At 64.9% G+C, this 18,639-nt stretch carries 16 protein-coding genes; 12 read left to right on the top strand and 4 right to left on the bottom strand.

The window, feature by feature from the left end:
• Nucleotides 1-52: 52 nt before the first annotated feature.
• A complete protein-coding gene (locus WD006_RS23160; protein ID WP_029308698.1) occupies nt 53-1,609 on the bottom strand; it encodes an acyl-CoA synthetase in 1,557 nt (518 codons plus the stop codon).
• Nucleotides 1,610-2,031: 422 nt separating this feature from the next.
• On the opposite strand from WD006_RS23160, the gene WD006_RS23155 reads away from it, so the two are divergent.
• Nucleotides 2,032-2,709 (top strand): hydrolase, encoded by a 678-nt coding sequence (locus WD006_RS23155; RefSeq protein ID WP_008646397.1) that lies wholly within the window; start codon nt 2,032-2,034, stop codon nt 2,707-2,709.
• A gap of 185 nt (nt 2,710-2,894) precedes the next feature.
• On the opposite strand, the gene pstS is transcribed toward WD006_RS23155, so the two are convergent.
• Complete coding sequence (gene pstS, locus WD006_RS23150; RefSeq protein WP_029308697.1) at nt 2,895-3,896, bottom strand: phosphate ABC transporter substrate-binding protein PstS; 1,002 nt, start codon at nt 3,894-3,896, stop codon at nt 2,895-2,897.
• A gap of 176 nt (nt 3,897-4,072) precedes the next feature.
• Complete coding sequence (locus WD006_RS23145) at nt 4,073-4,885, bottom strand: DUF1653 domain-containing protein (RefSeq protein WP_035820294.1); 813 nt, start codon at nt 4,883-4,885, stop codon at nt 4,073-4,075.
• Nucleotides 4,886-5,530: 645 nt separating this feature from the next.
• Here WD006_RS23145 and WD006_RS23140 point away from each other — a divergent pair.
• The 11 genes from WD006_RS23140 (at nt 5,531) to WD006_RS23090 (ending at nt 17,269) form a co-directional block, all read left to right on the top strand.
• Nucleotides 5,531-6,361: a helix-turn-helix transcriptional regulator gene (locus WD006_RS23140; RefSeq protein WP_011518040.1), complete on the top strand. Its 831-nt coding sequence runs from the start codon at nt 5,531-5,533 to the stop codon at nt 6,359-6,361.
• 156 nt (nt 6,362-6,517) lie between these two features.
• A complete protein-coding gene (locus WD006_RS23135) occupies nt 6,518-7,111 on the top strand; it encodes a response regulator transcription factor (RefSeq protein WP_063834260.1) in 594 nt (197 codons plus the stop codon).
• Between the two features lie 95 nt (nt 7,112-7,206).
• The gene (locus WD006_RS23130) at nt 7,207-7,485 is read left to right on the top strand and encodes a hypothetical protein (RefSeq protein WP_011518042.1); all 279 of its coding nucleotides are present in this window, start codon (nt 7,207-7,209) and stop codon (nt 7,483-7,485) included.
• Between the two features lie 353 nt (nt 7,486-7,838).
• On the top strand, nt 7,839-8,519 hold the full coding sequence (locus tag WD006_RS23125; protein ID WP_011518043.1) for a phosphatase PAP2 family protein: 681 nt from the start codon (nt 7,839-7,841) through the stop codon (nt 8,517-8,519).
• Between the two features lie 112 nt (nt 8,520-8,631).
• Nucleotides 8,632-10,038 carry an undecaprenyl-phosphate glucose phosphotransferase gene (locus WD006_RS23120; protein WP_011518045.1) on the top strand — a complete coding sequence of 469 codons (1,407 nt, stop codon included), beginning with the start codon at nt 8,632-8,634 and terminating at the stop codon, nt 10,036-10,038.
• Between the two features lie 125 nt (nt 10,039-10,163).
• Complete coding sequence (locus WD006_RS23115) at nt 10,164-10,415, top strand: acyl carrier protein (protein ID WP_008650026.1); 252 nt, start codon at nt 10,164-10,166, stop codon at nt 10,413-10,415.
• Entirely contained in the window at nt 10,412-11,614 is a 1,203-nt protein-coding gene (locus tag WD006_RS23110) for an acyl-CoA dehydrogenase family protein (protein ID WP_011518046.1), read from the top strand. Before WD006_RS23115 ends, WD006_RS23110 begins: the two co-directional genes overlap by 4 nt.
• A gap of 11 nt (nt 11,615-11,625) precedes the next feature.
• Entirely contained in the window at nt 11,626-12,591 is a 966-nt protein-coding gene (locus WD006_RS23105) for an amino acid--[acyl-carrier-protein] ligase (RefSeq protein WP_011518047.1), read from the top strand.
• On the top strand, nt 12,592-13,575 hold the full coding sequence (locus WD006_RS23100) for a DUF1839 family protein (protein ID WP_011518048.1): 984 nt from the start codon (nt 12,592-12,594) through the stop codon (nt 13,573-13,575).
• The gene (locus WD006_RS23095; RefSeq protein WP_011518049.1) at nt 13,572-16,142 is read left to right on the top strand and encodes a glycosyl hydrolase 2 galactose-binding domain-containing protein; all 2,571 of its coding nucleotides are present in this window, start codon (nt 13,572-13,574) and stop codon (nt 16,140-16,142) included. The genes WD006_RS23100 and WD006_RS23095 overlap by 4 nt, the downstream gene beginning before the upstream one ends.
• Nucleotides 16,143-16,540: 398 nt before the next feature.
• The gene (locus tag WD006_RS23090; RefSeq protein WP_008650019.1) at nt 16,541-17,269 is read left to right on the top strand and encodes a Crp/Fnr family transcriptional regulator; all 729 of its coding nucleotides are present in this window, start codon (nt 16,541-16,543) and stop codon (nt 17,267-17,269) included.
• An 80-nt stretch (nt 17,270-17,349) separates the two neighbouring features.
• Here WD006_RS23090 and WD006_RS23085 read toward each other — a convergent pair whose 3' ends face one another.
• Entirely contained in the window at nt 17,350-18,402 is a 1,053-nt protein-coding gene (locus WD006_RS23085; protein WP_029308694.1) for a DUF1839 family protein, read from the bottom strand.
• Between the last annotated feature and the right edge of the window lie 237 nt (nt 18,403-18,639).

The raw sequence follows: 18,639 nt of genomic DNA, 5'->3' as shown, positions 1-18,639 counted from the left end.
TTTTTGTGACGAGGAGATAGGTGTGGGGTCGTTCGCTATCGACCCGATTGGTTCAGCTGACCTGCCGCGGCTGGTCCTGCCAGTAGCGCGTGCGCAGTTCGCGCTTGAGGATCTTGCCCGCTGCGGAGAGCGGCAGCTCGGTGCGGAACTCCACGCTCTTGGGGCACTTGTAGCTGGCGATGAGCGCGCGGCAATGCGTGCACAATTCGTCCTCGCCAGCCGGCAAGCCGGGTCTGAGCACCACCACCGCGTGAACCGCTTCGCCCCAGCGCTCGTGCGGCACGCCAATGACCGCGCAGGAATGGACTGCCGGATGTTGGGCCAGCGCGTTCTCGACCTCGGCCGAATAGACGTTCTCGCCGCCGGTGACGATCATGTCCTTGATGCGATCGACGATGAACAGATAGCCGGCATCGTCCATGTATGCGCCGTCGCCCGTATGCAGCCAGCCGTTGCGCAGTGCCTGCCGCGTTTCCTCCGGCTTGTTCCAGTATCCCAGCATGATGTTGGGGCCGCGCACGATGATCTCGCCGACCGTGTTGCGTGGGACTTCATCGCCGTTCGGGTCGACGACCTTGACGAACACACCGAAGCCGGGGCGGCCCGCCGACCGGTACAGCCCGCTGGCGCGGCCCACCGGGCCGTGGTTGGCAGGCGGATTGACCGATACCACCGGCGACGCTTCGGTCAGCCCATAGGCGTGCGAGAACTCGACATTCGGCATGGCGGCCAGCGCCGCATCGAGCACCGCGCCGTTGATCGGTGACGCGCCATAGTTGATGCGCTTCAGGCTGCTGACATCGCGTCTGGCGAAGTCCGGGCACGCCAGGATCGCCTGCAGCATCGTGGGCACGAGCATGATGTCGTTGACGCGCTCGCGTTCGAGCGTTTCCAGCACCTCGGCCGGATCGAACGTCGGGACCATCGTGTGCGTGCCGCCGATGACGAACACACCCACTGCCTTGGCCATCGCCGCCGTATGGAACAGCGGTGCCGCGTGGAGCGTGATCGTCGCTTCGTCCAGCGGGAACTGGGCGAGGCGCGAGATCGACGACGACCACAGGTTCATGTGCGACTGCATGACACCCTTTGGCTTGCCGGTGGTGCCGCCCGTGTACATGATCGAGGCCAGATCCTCGCCGCCACGCATGGCATCCGGTACGGGGGCAGCGTCTGCTAGCAGGGCCTCGAATCCCAGCATTCCTGCCGGCGGCGCGCCGTCGCCCGCATGAATAAAAATCGGTGCCCGCTTCGCCGTGGCGCGAATCGGCTCGGCCATGGCCAGAAAATGGTCGTCGACGATCAGGATGCCGGTATCGCAGTCATCGAGCGAATAGACGATTTCCGGCACGCTCCAGCGCGTGTTGACTGGATTGAGGACGCCACCGCCCCACCACACGCTCATTGCGTATTCGAGATAGCGGTCCGAGTTCAGGGACAGCATGCTGACGCGGTCGCCTGGGTTCATGCCGAGTTGCTGCAAGGCGCCGGCGAGGCGCGAGACACGCTCGGAGAACTCACGATAGGTACGCCGGCGGCTTCTGAATATTGTGGCGACGTGGTCGGGCGTCTGCTGCACACGACGGTGTAGGCCCTGGGTCAGGTACATGCTGTCTCCGGCTTGCAATCGGTCTCGATATCGGGCGGCGATGGCCGCGCCTGTTGATGAGACCGACTGTAGACAGCATGTCGCCCACGGGCGACCGTCGAAGGGAGGAATCTCGTCCCCCCGTGCGTGTAGTTCGTTCGAACTACACGCGATCCGGCGCGATGCCGGGTCTACGCCTCCTGCATTGCGCCGAAGCGCTGGGCCAGATATTCGATCCCGGCATCAGGCGGACCAGGCGAAGCAGGCGGACAAGCGTCCCGGGCACCATTGTTCATGAGATAGGACTCTGATGTGCAACTTAGCAATCTACCGCCATCAGTGTTCCAAAACTAAGCTGTCGTCATCGACCCGCCATCGTCCCGGCGGCGGGCCCTCTCCCCTTACGGTGGCGTGCCACCACCTTATGAAGAAGGAGCTTCACCATGACCCAACCCGCCAACTTCAACGGCGCCCGTCCCGTGATCGATCCGGCTGATACGGCCATGCTGCTGATCGACCACCAGAGCGGTTTGTTCCAGACCGTCGGTGACATGCCGATGCCCGAGCTGCGCCAACGTGCCGCCGCGCTGGCGAAAATGGCCACGCTGAGCAAGCTGCCAGTGATTACCACGGCTTCGGTGCCGCAAGGCCCCAACGGCCCGCTGATCCCCGAGATCCATGAGAACGCGCCGCACGCGAAGTACGTTGCGCGCAAGGGCGAGATCAATGCGTGGGACAACCCTGAGTTCGTCGCCGCCGTGAAGGCCACGGGCAAGAAGACACTGATCATCGCCGGCACCATCACCAGCGTGTGCATGGCGTTCCCGTCCATCAGCGCGGTTGCCGACGGCTACAAGGTCTTTGCCGTGGTCGATGCCTCGGGCACGTACTCGAAGATGGCGCAGGAAATTACGCTGGCCCGCGTGGTGCAGGCAGGCGTGGTGCCGATGGATACCGCCGCGGTGGCGTCCGAACTGCAGCGCACCTGGAACCGTGACGACGCCCAGCAGTGGGCCGAGATCTACACGAAGATCTTCCCCGCGTATCAGCTGCTGATCGAGAGCTACCTGAAGGCGCAGGACGTGCAGAAGAACGGCGAGGCGCTCGATTCCTCGCGTTGATCGGTTGATCGGCACGGCATGGCCATAGCGGTCATGCCGGCATCGCGCCTCAAGGTAACTTCAAAGCAAGTTCAAGGCAGGTTCCGGGCGTGCTGCACGTCGATGTGGCAAAGGCGCTCGGCATGGTGCGCAGCCACGAGACCAACGTCGTAAATCTGTGCGCCGCGTACGCGTTCTGATCGACGCTACTTGAAGGTCTCCGCCCAGTACGCGATCACCTGCTTCACCAGTTCCGGCGGCAGTGCCACGTAGTGCTCGGCCGACGCATCGGATTGCCCTTCGGCAAGCGCCCACTGAAAGAACGCCAGCGCATCCTTCGTATTCGACGGGTGCGCGGCGGAACGCTGCATCAGCACGAAGACCGTGCCCGTGATCGGCCACGCGTTCGGGCCCGGCGCATTGGTCAGCACCTGATAGAAGTCGAGCCGCGGGTTCCATTCCACGGCCGTCACCGCGGCGCTGAACGATTCGCGCGAAGGCTTCACGTAGAGACCATCGCGGTTCTGGACCAACGCATAGGGCAGGCTCTTCTGCAGCGCGTAGGTCAGTTCCACATAGCCGATCGCGCCGCGAATATTGTGGATATAGAGCGATACGCCCTCATTGCCGCTCGCGTTCATCCCGATGGGCCAACGCACCGTGGTGCCTGCCCCGACTGCCGCCTTCCATTCGGGGCTGACCTTGGAAAGGTAGTCGGTCCAGTTGAACGTGGTGCCCGAGCCGTCGCCGCGATGGACCACCGTGATCTTCAGGTCGGGAAACTGCACGCCGGGATTGGCCGACGCAATGGCCGCATCGTTCCAGTTGGCGATCTTGCCGCGATAGATATCGGCCAGCAGCGCGCCCGTCATGTGGATCTGCCCCGCGCCAATGCCCTGCAGGTTGATCACCGGCACGACGCCGCCTACCGCGATGGGAAACTGGGCCAGTCCTGCGCGCTCGAGTTCTTCGGGTTTGAGCGGCATGTCCGTGGTGCCGAACGTGATGCTGGCCGCCTTGATCTGCCGGATGCCGTTGCCTGAGCCGATGGGTTGGTAATCGATCTGCCGGCCTGTCCTGGCGTAATACGTGGCCGCCCATTTCGCCATCAGCGGGTAGACGAATGTGGAACCAGCCCCAGTGACATCTCCGGCAAATGCACTGACCGCGGCGAATAGCAGCGCCAGCGCCGCGATGTGTCTGCCCATGATTATTGGTCCTTCTTCAGGCTGCACGAAACCGGCTTCTGGAGATTCAGGTTAGCAGATGGCCGGACGTTTGCATGACATCTGTCATTTGGGGCGACTTTGGTGCGATTTCGATGACAGTCATATTTCAGACACATCTCCGGGGCAGGTCCGGAGATGGTCTTCGCAGCCCTGCATCAGTTGGCTTTCGCTTGCCCGAAGCTTGCAAGAACTCTTGCGATATTGCGACGAGCCGGACCTTCGAATTCGGCGAATGCCGTCGTCAAAAACAGTTTCGGCCGTTGCGCCAGTGCCCCGAGGAATGCCGCGCGGCGAACCATGAATGCGTGATACAGCGCCTCGCCGGAAAGTTGGACCCTGCTCGCCAGCAAGCCGCGGTTCTCATCGAATACGGCTAGCCCATGCGCGTCGAAGACATCATCGTCGGCGGCCAGACGGAGGAGATCGAGATCCAGGACCGTTGCGGCGTCGGGCACGCTTGCTTCATGCGTGCGGGTGTCGAGAATGATCTGCCTTGCAAGGTGAATCACGTCGGCGTTCACGTCCTCGACCATGGTGTCGAGCAAGGCCGCCGAGGCCGCTTCGTTGTGCTCGAAGCCCGGGACGTACACGGCGTCATGAAACAGGACGGCCAGCGCTTGCGCAGGATTGAGTGCGATGCCGAGTGCGTGGGCTTGCTCGAACATCTCCAGCACGTGTCGCCGGTCATGGTATTTGCGGTACGGCGCATCGTACAAGGCCAGTACCTGAAGGACCGTCTTGCGTGGCAGGAAGTCCAGACACGACAAGGCCGGTGCCCAGTGCGGCGCGAATCTGGCGACGTCGCCCGTCGCGGTCGAGACGGGCTCGGTGAACACGTCGGCGTGTCGTACCCAGAGCAGCGAGCGGTCACGCATGGATTCGTACACCACGACCGGTGTCATGTCGGCTTCGAAACGGCCAACCCCGGTCACGAGATAGGCGCCACCCTTGTAGTGGCGATATGGCATGCCCGGTACCAGGTCCGGGTTGTCGGGCAGAGCCGTGAGGTCGGCAGGCGATTGCGATTGTGGCTGTGATTGCGAGCCAGTATTTTCGGTAGCGGCCAAGGGGCCCCCTGTAGTTATTGAGTCGGAGCAGCGCAGCGCGTGGCCTGCGAACCGTGTCCGTGAATCGAGGCCGCCATTATGGGCCTCCGGTTTGAATCCGGGCGTTGCCGCAGCGTCACTTGCCGTCGTCGCAGGCGGGCTCTTGTGCGCCGCACAGCGGAGATTCACACGCCCATTGCTATGTGCGCAAATCGTCGCTACAGATCCTGCAATGGCTCCCTGCGTCCTCCTACGGAGAAACCCGCTGCGCCGCACCATCACCTTGCATTCACTCAGTGCCCTTCCTATGCTGAACATCAGAATTAGATTTAGTTTGAATCAGTATTCAGAAGGATCTAATGCGCTACATGCGCAAACGGGGCGGTCAGGCATCCTCCAAGGGAGGGCCAGTTTGACGGCGGCGGGCCAGGACGGGAAGCTGCTGTAGGCTCAGGAGGCTATACCCGATCGTATGGAAGTGCAGCCACGCTACAAGTGGAGCGCCTCCAATCAGCGCGTTGCAGAAGCGAACGCTTCGTGCGGCGCGCCAAGAAGAAGTGAGCAGTCATGGCCACCATCCTCTTGTTCGAGCCACACCCCTTGTTGCGTCTCGGACTGCACCACCTTTTGTCTCAGGCGCACGTCCCCGGCGATCTCGTCGACCTCGACCCCACCACGCTGCACGCCCCCGAGCCGTGGGTGCATCATGCCGATCTGCTGATTATCGGGATGCCCGCCGACAGTGGCGCGGGCTGGCCGATACTGGCCGAGTTGTGTCTGCGTCTGCAGCCGCTGCGCGTGCTGGTGCTTGCCGATCATCTGCCGGCGCCGATGCCGGAAGGCGGCCTGCCCGAGAAGGTGCGCGGTCTGCTGGCCAAGACCTGTTCTTCCGAGGCGCTGGAAGCCGCTATCCGGCTCGTGCTGGCCGGCGGCGAGTGTTTCCCGTCGCATGCACCTGCCAATCGTGTCCACGAACCGCTCGCGGACGCCGTGCCCGCGGAGTTGTCGAGACTCGTTGCCACGCCAGTCGTAGTGCCGCTGCACGGCGCCGACGCCGCAGCGCCCGCGCACGCGGACACCCACGCGGTGCCGACCGAAACGCCGGCAGTTGGCGCGCACCTGCTCAACATCACCGAGCGCCAGTACGAAGTGCTGGCCCTGCTGGCGCGTGGCTATCCGATCAAGACGGTCAGCCGCCTGCTCAATATCTCGGTGGCCACGGCGAAGACCCACGCCTGCACGCTCTATCAGCGCCTGCATGTGCGCAACAAGGGCGAGGCCGTGTACGTCGCGCTCCAGCGCGGCGCATCGTTGAACTGGCCCGGCCCGACGCCGGCCCGGCCGACCCATATCCCGATGTCATCCCTGAGCGCGCAGCACGCTTGCGAGGCAGCCTGAGCACCGGTTGCCGCACCGGGCGCGCGCGCCCTCGGATCGTCCAGTTTCCGCCTTTCGCCGGCCTGCCCTCATCCAAAAGCATGAGGCGGCCGCAGGTGGTCGTTGCTACCTTGAAATGAGCCGACCACCGCATACCGGGCATCCCGCCAGCGCAACATGCTGCGCGACGATGCCGACGAGATGCTCATTAGTACTTCGATGACGACCTACCTGATCGCCAGAAACGAAATGATGTGCCGCATCCTCGCGCGGCGCATGGAGTTGCAGGACGTACCGCAGCCGGTGCGATGGCATTGCCCGGAATGGTTGCCCAACGGCGCCACAGCGCGCGTGTCGCAGCACACGATCGACAATCCCGATGAAGCCGAACCCTTGCCACCCGGCGGTGTGGATCTGGTCGTGGTCGATTGCAGCGCCGAGGATGACCCCCACGAACTGCTCGACCGCGTGCACGCGCAGCTGGCACCGCGCCGCTGGCTTGTCCTGTCCGATGCGCTCGATGCCGCGCTGATCGGCCACGCCGCGAAGCTCGGCGCCGGCGGTTGCCAGGCTGTGCCCGCGCCGGTGGACCTTGTGTGCGCTGCCGCCGCGCTGGTATGGGCGGGCGGGCAATGCTTCCCCCGCGAAGCGTTGGCGATGCCGCACGTGAGGCCCGTGCCGCCGCCAGCAACCCTGGCGGATATCTCGTCCACGCCGGTACTACCACCCCACACAAGGGTATATCCAGAGGGATCTCCTGCGATCGGATGAAGGCAGGCGCGCGTCGATGCGACTATGCTGGATGTGCTCGTGATCAGAAGCCGGTGAGATGACAGGCCGGCCGCACGGGGGAAGAAGGGGGTCGTATGGATCGCAGTCTGGATATCCTGGCCGTGCATGGTTTCGCCGTGCGCGAGGGCCGGGGCAAGTGGGCATGTTGCTATGAGATACGGCTCGCCATCGTAGGCGGGCCGTTGTTGTATCGGGGAGAGCTGCACGGACGGAACTTTGCCACCGAGGAGGCTGCGATCATCGCGGCAGTCGAGATCGGCGAGCGCGAGGCCGGCCGGCACATCGATGCCGCACGCGCCATGATCGTCGCGCTGGCGCGCATCACCGACGGCGCTCACCACGAAATGTCCTGAACCCGGTCGCGGGGTGCTACGCCCCACGGTCACGCCGATCGTCGCGCCAAAAAAGAAGCCCGCCGACCGGGGGACCATGCGGGCTTTGAAATGGACGCTCGCGTGCGCGAACGCCCATTACTTACGAACATATCGAATCGCGCGGCGACACTCCATCAACCAGAAGACTCAGGGTGACGCGCGCGCCTGCGCGGCATCTCATCCTCGGGGGCGGAGAGCGTCGCCCATCTCATGCTTCGGGATGGAGACCCTGGCGTGCCCTTGCGCACAGAGGGGATGGATATGGACTGCTACGCTGCGGCATCCCAAGCAATTGGCAATCCGTACGTTGAACCGTACGAGGTCCGCGTGTCATGAGTCGTTGGCAACTCGTTTCCTTCTTCGGTGAATCGGCCTTTCTGCTGCCGTGCGCCGTCTTCCTGTATGCGTGGCTGCGGTGGCATGGCGCCAACGCCGTCGCGCGGCACTGGCTGATCGCGTTCTCGCTGACGGCCTGCCTCGTGCTGGTGTCGAAGCTCGCCTTCATGGGCTGGGGCATCGGCAGCGCCGCGCTCAACTTCACGGGCTTCTCCGGCCACGCGATGATGGCTGCGTCGATCCTGCCCGTGTTCGCATGCCTTGCCGTGCCGTCACGCTATCGAACCCTGAGCCTGCTGGCCGCCGTGGCCGGCGTGTTGCTGGCACTTGCCGTCGGCATGTCCCGGCTCGCGCTGCACGCGCATTCGATGTCCGAGGTGGTGAGCGGACTGGCGCTCGGCTTCTGCGTCAGCCTGCCATTCATCATGCGTCACGAGGTGCCGCACGGCCCGGTTGCGATGCTGCTGGCATCCGGTGTGCTGGCCACAGTGCTCGTGCTGCCGGTGAGTGGCGTGGCGGGCGTGACGCACATCTGGGTGCAGGGCATCGCCACCTTTCTTTCTGGCCGTGACCGCCCGTACGAGCGTGGCGAGTGGGCCTGGCAAGCGGACTGCCGCGTCTGCCAGATCAACGTCGCCGCACGGCCGGATTGCGCGACCCGGCGTTGCGCCTGCTGACGCCATCCAGGTCGCAGGCGCTCGAGGGGTTTGTGCGCCTGCCAACAGACGACGCGCCATACGTGCGCAACCATGACTGCACTTGGTTTCCCGCGAGGGCTTTGGGGCGGTCATGGCGTCGGAATGGAATGTTGCCGCCGAGCGGCACTCTGCACTTCACTATCTCTATCGACTCGGTGATGCGGTACTGATCGCGGTATGCGGCATCGCCATGGGCGCGCTGTATTTCCATGACGGCATCAGGAGCGCGGCACCCGTCAACGGGTTCCTGACGATGCTGTGCGCGCTCGGCGCGCTGCTGATCTTTCCTGCCTTCGGCATCTACGAATCATGGCGCGGCCGCAGTCGCGCCGTGCTGGGGTTGCGCATTGCCGCCGCATGGACCTTGGTGTTCATCTCCGGCCTGCTCGGTGCGTTCCTGATCCACCAGATCGGGGCGGTCTCACGCGTCTGGTCGATGGGCTGGTTCATTGGCACGGGCGTGATGCTGGCGCTGTCGCGGGTCGTGATGTTCCGGATGCTGGCCAACGTGCGCCAGCAGGGCATCAACGCCAAGCGCGTGCTGATCTTCGGCTACGGCCCGCTGGGCCGAGAAATGTACGATCGCGTGCAGCACTTCCGCGATGCCGGCTATCGCGTCGTGGGCGTGTATGACGAGGAGTCCGACGCGATTCCGTACGACGTGACCCCGCTGCGCCAGATCGAGGAAGTCAGCGGCTTCGTGCGCGACCATGGCGTGCGCGAGATCTGGCTGACGCTGCCGATGGCCGCTTGCCGCGATCTGTCCGGCGTGGTGCGCCAGTTCCGCAATGAGATGATCGACATCCGCTGGGTGCCCGACGTGTCGTCCGTCGAGCTGCTGGGCCACCGCTTCAGCGAGTTCATGGGTCTGCCCGTCATCGACCTGAACAGTCCGCCCGTCTCGGGCATCACGGGCGTGGTCAAGGCCAGCTTCGATCGCGTGTTCTCGCTCGGTGTGCTGGTCTGCCTGAGCCCGTTGCTGTTGCTGATAGCCGCGATGGTCAAGCTGTCGTCGCCCGGTCCCGTGCTGTTCCGGCAGCAGCGCCTGGGCATCGACGGCCAGCCTTTCAACGTGTACAAGTTCCGCACCATGCGCCAGCACCAGGACGGCGGTGGCGTGACCCAGGCCGTGCGCGGTGATCCGCGCGTGACCCGCGTCGGCGCGTTCCTGCGCCGGACCAGCCTCGACGAGTTGCCGCAGTTCATCAACGTGCTGCGCGGCGAGATGTCAGTGGTCGGCCCGCGTCCGCACGCGATGGAGCATAACGAGCTCTACAAGGAACTGATCGACCGCTACATGCTGCGCCACCGCGTGAAGCCCGGCATCACCGGCTGGGCCCAGATCAACGGTCTGCGTGGCCAGACGGACACGGTCGAGAAGATGCGCAAGCGCATCGAGTTCGACATCTACTACATCCAGCACTGGTCGTTCCAGCTCGACCTTCGGATCATCCTGCGCACCGCGCTGCATGGCTGGACCGGCACCACGGCTTACTGAACCAACAATAAAGAGACCCACTGAGGGGTAGACGCCGCCGCGCGCTCGGTTTGGTGCGAAATCGCACCGAAACGACCACGCAAAACCCATGGAATGGAGCCCGTCAACGCAATCGGAGACTACGAATGAAAGCAACCATCCGCAATATTCTGGGCGAAGTGGCCCGGCTAGATGTACCGCTGGCCACCCTGGCTGACAACGACGATCTCTACGCGGCGGGACTCTCGTCCCTGGCCACCGTGCATGTGATGTTGGCGCTGGAAAACGCGTTCGATATCGAGATCCCGGATCAGATGCTGACGCGCCAGCTATTCCGCAGCGTTGACTCGCTGGCGGCCGCGGTGGAAGCCATTCGCCAGCAGCAGGAGGCAGCATGAACACCGGAGCGAAGGTTACGCTGGCGCACGCCAACCCCGACGCTGGCGGCGCGATGGCCAGCGATGCATTGCTGGCCGCCGCGCGCGAGGCCGCAATGGTCGCGCAGCGCTTTGCCGACGCCGTGGACCAGGAAGCGCGTTTTCCGCACGAAGCGTTCGAAGTCCTGCGCGACCAGGGTCTGCTCGGCGCGATGGTGCCGGCCGTGCTCGGCGGCAGCGGCGCATCGCTGGCCACGGTGGCCGCGATCTGCAAGGTGCTGGGCGAGACCTGTGCGTCCACCGGCATGATCTATGCGATGCACCAGATCCAGGTGGCGTGCCTGCTCGATCACGGCACCGGCAGTCCGTGGCATCAGCACCTGCTGGCACGCATCGCCAGCGAGCAATTGCTGCTGGCGTCCGCCACGTCCGAAGAGGCGATCGGTGGCGCGCTGCGTAGCAGCGGCTGCGCCGTCAACGTGGATGGCGACCGCTTCCACCTGCTGAAGATGGCGCCGACGATTTCCTATGGCGCCCACGCCGACGGCATCCTGATTACCGCGCGCCGCAATGCGGATGCCTCGCCGTCCGATCAGGTGCTGGTCTGCGCGCTGAAGTCCGACTACACGCTGCAAGGCCTGAATGCGTGGGACACGCTCGGCATGCGCGGCACCTGCAGCAATGGCTTCCGGCTGGAAGCCACCGGCCAGGTGGATCAGGTGCTGCCGGTGCCGTTCGGCGAGATCGCTGACGCCACCATGACACCGGTCTCCCACATTCTTTGGAGCTCGCTGTGGCTCGGCATCGCCAGCGATGCCGTATCGCGCGCCAAGACCTTCTTCCAGGGACAGGCACGCGCGCGTCCGGGCCAGTTGCCGCCGTCCGCATCGCGTGTGTCCGAAGCCGTCAGCCTGCTGCAGATGATGGAAGGCCGCGTGGATCTGGCGCTGGCGCATCAGCGCAGCCGCCATGCGGGCGCTTCGGTATCCGCCGCATTCGCGCTGGCGGCCGAGATGAACGGTCTGAAGACGGCGATGTCGACGATGGCACTGGAAGTCGTGCAGCAGGCGCTGCTGGTGTGCGGGATGGCGGGCTACAAGCATGGCACGCCATTCAGCCTGGGACGCCACCTGCGCGATCTGTGGTCGGCGCCGCTGATGATCAACAACGATCGCATTCAGACCAATACAGCGAACCTGCTGCTGGCCGATCGTTCCTGAAGGAGGCATCCATGGATGCACACACTCTTACCGAGGCACGTCCGGCAGGTGGCGCGGACCCAATGGCCGCGCAACCGCCAACGTTCCTCGAATCGCTGCTGGCAGCGGGGCTGCTGATCCAGACTGGCGTGCGTGGCCTCTACGGCCGCAGTGCCGTGTTCGAAGGCATCGCCGACGGCCTGAATGCCGCGTTCACGCGGATCGGCGCGGACCAGAACGCCGAAGTGCTGCGCTTCCCGCCAGCGATCGGCAAGGATGATTTCGAAACCAGCGAGTATCTCAAGAGCTTTCCGCAGCTTGCCGGCACGATCCACAGCTTCTGCGGCGACGATCGCGGGCATCGACAACTGCTGGCGCGGCTCGAGGACAAGCAGGACTGGACCGATCAGCAGCAGTTCACGGGCGTGGTGATGACGCCCGCCGCCTGCTACCCGATCTATCCCGTCATCGGCAAGCGCGGCCCGCTGCCCGCCGAGGGCAAGATCGTCGACGTGATGTCGTACTGCTATCGGCACGAACCGTCGCTGGAGCCTACCCGGATGCAGTTATTCCGGCAGCGCGAGTACGTTTGCCTGGGGTCCCCCGAGCGGATCGTGGCGTTCCGCGAGTTGTGGATGGAGCGTGGGCTGGCGTTCGGTCGGGCCCTGCAGCTTCCGGTGGAAGTCGACGTGGCCAATGACCCGTTCTTCGGGCGCGGCGGCAAGATCGTGGCAGATAGCCAGCGCGAGCTGAAGCTCAAGTTCGAACTGCTGATCCCGGTGAACGACGGCGCGCCGCCGACGGCCTGCATGAGCTTCAACTACCACATGGATCACTTCGGTGCGCTCTGGCATATCGGACTGCACGACGGTGGCGTCGCCCACACGGGCTGCGTCGGTTTCGGTATCGAACGGCTGGTGCTGGCGCTCCTGAAGCACCATGGACTTGACCCAGCCAGGTGGCCTCAGGCAGTAAGGGAAACGCTGGGAGGCATCTAAATGTACGGTGATGGCAAGGTGCGCACGCGCGGCGGAGCCTATGCGCTGCACGGGGGTAACCCCGTGTGGTCGCATGCCAACCGCCATATCGATCTCTGGATCGAGTTGTTGCATGGATGGGAGCTGGAGCCCATCGCCGCATTGCCATTTACGGTCACCCTCGATTTCGAGGGTGACCAGTTCACATCGCTGAATATTCCGTCAGCGGACCTCGAGCTGCTCTACGGCATCGTCAAGGACGAATTGTCGACCTACGGCAGACTCGAAACGCATGTGGCCGCGCAGACCAATCGCGGCAACGTGGTGCTGCTCGAGGTCGATAACTATCAACTGCCGCAGTCGCCCGGCGCATATCGTCGGCAGCACGCGCGGTCCTGCATTGCGATCGACGTGCTGGTGCCCGAGGCCACGGCCGTGGGCTACTACCATCACGACGGCTATCACACCGCGAGCGGCGACGACTACGTGTCGATCTTTCGCAGCCTTGATGGTGAGTCTTCCTGGGGCGCCGCGTCGTTTCCGCAGGCGGAGGTTGTGCGCCGCCGCTTTGCCGCACAGGCGGAGGATGCCTTGCTGCGGGCGTCGATGGACCTGCTGCGCAGCCATCTGGCCCGCCGTCCGCGCCAGAACCCGATCAAGGCTTTCCGCGAGGCATTTCCGGCACACCTCGAGCAACTGATGTCGCGCGGCGAGCCCAACTTCCAGATCTACGCCGCGAGCGTGCTGCGCCAGCTCGGCGCCAATTTCGAGCTGATGGGCCGCTACGTGCGCTGGCTCGTGATGAACGGAAAGGTGGTGCCAGATACGGTGGCCGAAGCCTGCTACACGATGGCGTCGGAAGCTATGGTGATGCAGTTCCGCCTGATGCGCGCCGTGATCAGCCACAAGCCCGACGGATGCCAGGATTGCCTGGCACAGCTCGAGGCAGCTTACCAGGGCACCGTGCCGGCATTGGCCGCGTGCTTCGGGGAGACCGTCTCATGACTGCGCGCGATCCGGAGCCGGCTCTGCTGCCGGTATTGCGCCCGGGTGTAGCCGTGGGCGATGCGCGGCTTGAAGGCGACTGGACCCTGCTGGAAACCTTCGCGAACGCGGTCGCGCATCCGGGCGAGCTCGATGATGGCGGTCACTGGCTGCCGGCACCGGTGCCGGGTACCGTCGCGAGCGCCTTGCGTGCCGCAGGCCGCTGGGATGAGGCTGCGCCGCCGCCACTGCATCAGCATGACTACTGGTACAAGCTTCGATTCCAGGGCGACGGACGCCGGCTGCTGCGCTTCAATGGTCTGGCGACATTGGCCGAGGTCTGGTTCAACGGCACGAAGGTGCTGACCGTGCGGCACATGTTCACCGCCCACCAGGTGGAAGTGGAACTGGCCGGCGACAACGTGCTGCACCTTTGCTTCCGCGCGATGCACCCGTGGCTACGCACGCAGCGCGGGCCGGTGCGTTGGAAGCCGCGCATGATCGTGCCGCCGACGCTGCGTGCGGTACGCACCACGCTGCTTGGTCATATGCCCGGCTGGTGCCCGCCCGTTCATGCGGTGGGGCCATGGCGCGACATCGAACTGCTCGACCCGATGGGCGCCGATGTCACACACGGCGTGCGCGCCGAGTTGTCGAGTCATCTGGATGGTGATGACGGCGTCGTGGTGCTTCAGTTGCACTTTCCGGGTCCGGCGCCAGAGCAGGGAACGTTCGCGGCCATCGGCCCCGACCACGCAGTGTGGCAAGGCGAACTGCGCCGCGTCGGCGGGCATACGCTTGCGGGCACGCTGCGCGTGGCGCAGGCGCAGCGCTGGTGGCCGCATACGCATGGTGAACCCGCCCTGTACCGCGTCGAGGCGAGTATCGGCGCGCTTGGGATCGCGTGTGGGCATACTGGCTTCCGCACGATTACCGAGGACCGCTCCGGCGACGACGGCGCGTTCGCGCTGCGCGTCAATGGCGAGCGCGTGTTCTGCCGTGGCGCCTGTGTGTCGAGTCACGATCTTCCGGGGCTGGCGGATACGGACGCGTCCGTGGCACGCTGGCTGCAACTCGCGCGCGATGCCGGGGCCAATATGGTTCGCGTCAGTGGCGTCACCTGCTATCCGGGAGAGGCGTTCTATCGCCAGTGCGATGCGCTCGGCCTGATGGTCTGGCAGGACTTCATGTTCGCCAACTTCGACTATGGCAGCGAGTCCAGCGCCAGCCCGGCGCTGATGGCCGATGCCGCGGGCGAAGTGGCGCAGTGGCTGACGTCCACGCGGGCGCACGCCAGTCTGGCGGTGCTGTGCGGCGGCAGCGAGGCGGAACAGCAGGCCGCGATGATGGGAACGCCGCGCAACGTGTGGCGCCAGCCCTTGTTCGACGAACTGATTCCGTCGCTCGTACGCGAGCATCGACCCGACGTGATCTACGTGCGTAATTCGCCGAGCGAGGGCGCGTGGCCGTTCCAGCCCGATACGGGTGTCAGTCACTACTACGGCGTGGGCGCCTATCAGCGCCCGTTGTCCGATGCGCGGATGGCCAACGTCCGTTTCACCTCGGAATGCCTGGCCTTTGCGAACGTGCCGTGCGGGCGCACGCTTTCCGAGGCGGGCCTGTTCCAACCGCTGCATGATCCCCGCTGGAAGGCACGTGTACCGCGCGACGCGGGCGCGGCGTGGGACTTCGAGGACATCCGCGATTTCTATCTGCGCGATCTGTTCGATGTCGATCCACCCCGGCTGCGCTACGAGCAACCGGAACGATACCTGGCGCTGTCGCGCGCGGTAGTGGCCGAGATCATGACGGAGGTCTTCGGCGAATGGCGCCGTGCGGGGTCCACGTGCCAGGGCGGACTGGTGTGGCAGTTGCAGGATCTGGTGCCAGGCGCCGGATGGGGCATCGTCGATGCGCGCGCGAGGCCGAAGTCCGCATGGCATGCGTTGCGCCAGGTATGGCAGCCGCTGCAGGTCATCCTGACGGATGAAGGGTTGAATGGTCTGCACGCGCACGTGATCAACGAATCCGCCACGCCTCGCACCGTATGTTTGACACTGCGCTGCCTGCGCGATGGCGAGGCGGTGGCGGCACGGGCGGAGCAAACGCTCACATTGGCACCACGCGAGACACGCAGGCTGGGCGCGGCGGAGATGTTCGATCATTTCTTCGATTTCACCTACGCCTACCGGTTTGGCCCGCCTGCGCACGACGTGGTCATTGCCACGCTACACACAATGGATGAGGACAACGGGTTGCTCAATCAGCCACCCGGTCCGCCGCTCAGTCAGTCGGTGTACCTCCCCGATCGCCGCGCCGCCGCGCTGCGCGAGCCGGGGCTGCAGGCCAGCGTGGCGCGCGAAGGCGACCAATGGTGGCTCACGGTGGGCACGCGGCGCTTCGCGCGATGGGTTCATATCGTGGACCATGCCATGCAGCCTGAGACCGACTGGTTCCACCTTGGCCCGGGTGAAACGCGGCGCATCCGCCTGATGCATGACGCTGGCGTCACCAGCGGCGCCAGCGCCATCCCTTCGGGCGAAGTTTCGGCACTCAATGCTTCCCGCCCGGTCAGCTACGACGGCTGATCTCAACCTCCTTCATCCCACTTCAACCTTTCCCGCCAGCCCAACGCTGGCGCGGCGGGCGCATCTGGCACCGGCTGCGCCCCGCGCGGGTGATGCCTATGCGTACACCTTGCACCTCCACCGTTTTCCTCCATCCAACCTACCAAAGCATGACTGGCCGACCCAACCGTTCGCCTACTGTCGGTTCTGTGCGGCATAGCACTTAATAGAGCCAGCAACAACACAGCCAGTCGGGGTCGAACCCCGGCGGAGAAAACGGGTGGCGGCCCCAGGGCTGCCGGCTTGCGCCATCAATCGAATACGGGTGGAGCGGCGAAACCGGGTCACGTATCCTGGGCGCTTGGATTGGCGCGGGATGCGTTCCGAAGCCGCTTCGGGATCAGAAGGAGGAATTAGAAATGATCACGCATCGGTCGGACTTGCATGTCAATCACTTGCTCAACGCATTGCCGCGCCATGAATGGGAGGCGTTGTCGAGGCACTTCGAGCTGGTTCGCCTGCGTGCCGGCGAACTGCTGACCGACTCGGGTCAGCGAATCGTCCACGTCTATTTTCCGACCACGTCGGTGGTCTCGCTGCTGTCACTGCTGGAAGACGGCGCTACCGTCGAATTCGCGGCCGTCGGCAACGAGGGGCTGGTGGGCATTCCAGTGGTGACCGGTGGCGACACGATGCCGAGTCGCGTGGAAGTGCGCAGCCCGGGTTTCGCGTACCGGATTCCGGCCCGTGTGCTGCGTTCGGAACTGGGCCAGCTGCCCGCGCTGCAGCGCGTGACGCTGCTCTATGTGCAGGCTGTGTTGACGCAGATTGCGCAGACCGCAGCGTGCAACCGCCACCACTCGCTCAACAAGCAGCTTTGCCGCTGGTTGCTGCTGGCCATCGACCGCATGAGTACCAATGAACTGGTGATCACGCAGCAGGTCATCGCCAACATGCTCGGCGTGCGCCGCGAAGGTGTGACCGAAGCCGCCGGCAAGCTCGAGGACCTTGGACTGATCCACCATAGCCGCGGCCATATCACCGTGCTGGACCGCTGCGGCCTGGAGAAGCACTCATGCGAGTGCTACAAGCTGGTCAAGCGCGAGTACGACCGCCTGCTGCCCGCGCTGGCCGACGTGCACGCCTGATACATCGCCTCGGGATGGGGATGGAGCAGGGGAGAGGGCCGGCGCGCCAGGCGTGTCGGCCCTCTTTCACGACAAGGGGTTCAGGAATGCGCAGGATCGATGCTGCCGAACGATTGCAGCAGCCCGTCGATGACCTCCGAGTAGGCGGCCTCCAGCGTGTCCAGTGTCTCCGCGCACAGGTCTGGGCGGCCACGCGCCACGGCGCGCGCGAGCCGGAACTGCAATACCTTGCACTCCGACGCGATCGTCGCCGCGCCACGGATCGCAGATGCCGGCACGCGATAGCCGTGTTCGCCGAGCCAGGTCAGGCAGTGGCCCAGCATCTCGAAGTTCGCGCCGAGTTGGCGCGGCAGGTTGAATCCATAGTGATGAAAGTACGCATCGCCACGGGCCAGCACGTTGCCGACCTGATCGCCGAACGCCTCGCGCCAGCGCGATACGGGGTTGTGCGCCGGACGCCGGCCCAGATGCCGGCGCATCTGCACGGCCACGGCATTCGCCAACGCCGCGCCCTGCAGCGGCGTCCGCACGCGCTTGGCGCATTCGGCGTACGGAAACAGCACGTCCCCGTTGTCGCGCAGGGCAGGATCGAGCCGCAGCAACCCGCGATAGTCCTCGCTCTCGGCGGTGTAGTAGCCCACGCTGTGGTAGTACGAGAGCCGCTGGGCCGCCGTGTCGATGCGGTCGACGGCGATCGTGGTCTTCACGTGCCCGCGACGGTACGCCGTGGCGCGGGTATCGGGCAGGTAATAGCTGTCGACTTCGACCAGCACGGTATGGCCGCGTCCGACCTGTTCGGCGACGTGTGCCTCCAGCGTGTCGTAGACGGCCATCTCCTGCACGACCGTGCCGTAAAGCTGCTCGATATCGGCCTGCGGATATTTGAAGAACGTGAAGTGGTCGCCTTCGAAGTCCTGGGTGACCGTGAACGCCAGCGCGGCGCGCGGGTCCAGTCCCCAGCCGTAGAGCAGTTCGATCCACAGGTCCATGTAGCAGTTGGTTTCCTGCCAGATCGCGTCTTCGCCGTGCAGGCCGCCCGGCCGCGTGTTCGCGGGGGCGATAGCTGCCGCAGAGTCCGCTCCGCCGCCGCAACCCGCGAGCGTCCCCAGGACAGTTTCAGTACCGCGCTCCATGTCGATTCTCCGCAAGGTTCGAATGCCTGTTGTGCTTTGCCCGCCGTGGCCGGCAAGGGCGCAATCAGCGCTATTGCAGCGACAACGCGCGCGCGCATCGGTACGCTGGGCCACAGAACGGCAAGATGCGCGGTCTTGCCGCACGGCCCCGCCGGCGAGCGTGTGCGGAATCGAACAGAGATGGCGCGGGCTGAATTTCTACACTGGCGGCATCCGTCCGGACAGCGGTCCGGAACT

It is taken from the genome of Cupriavidus sp. Met-2, assembly GCF_049843575.1.
GTDB classification, from domain to species: domain Bacteria; phylum Pseudomonadota; class Gammaproteobacteria; order Burkholderiales; family Burkholderiaceae; genus Cupriavidus; species Cupriavidus metallidurans.
The sequence above is the reverse complement of the archived record's forward strand: the minus strand, read 5'-3'. Positions and strand labels throughout refer to the sequence as shown.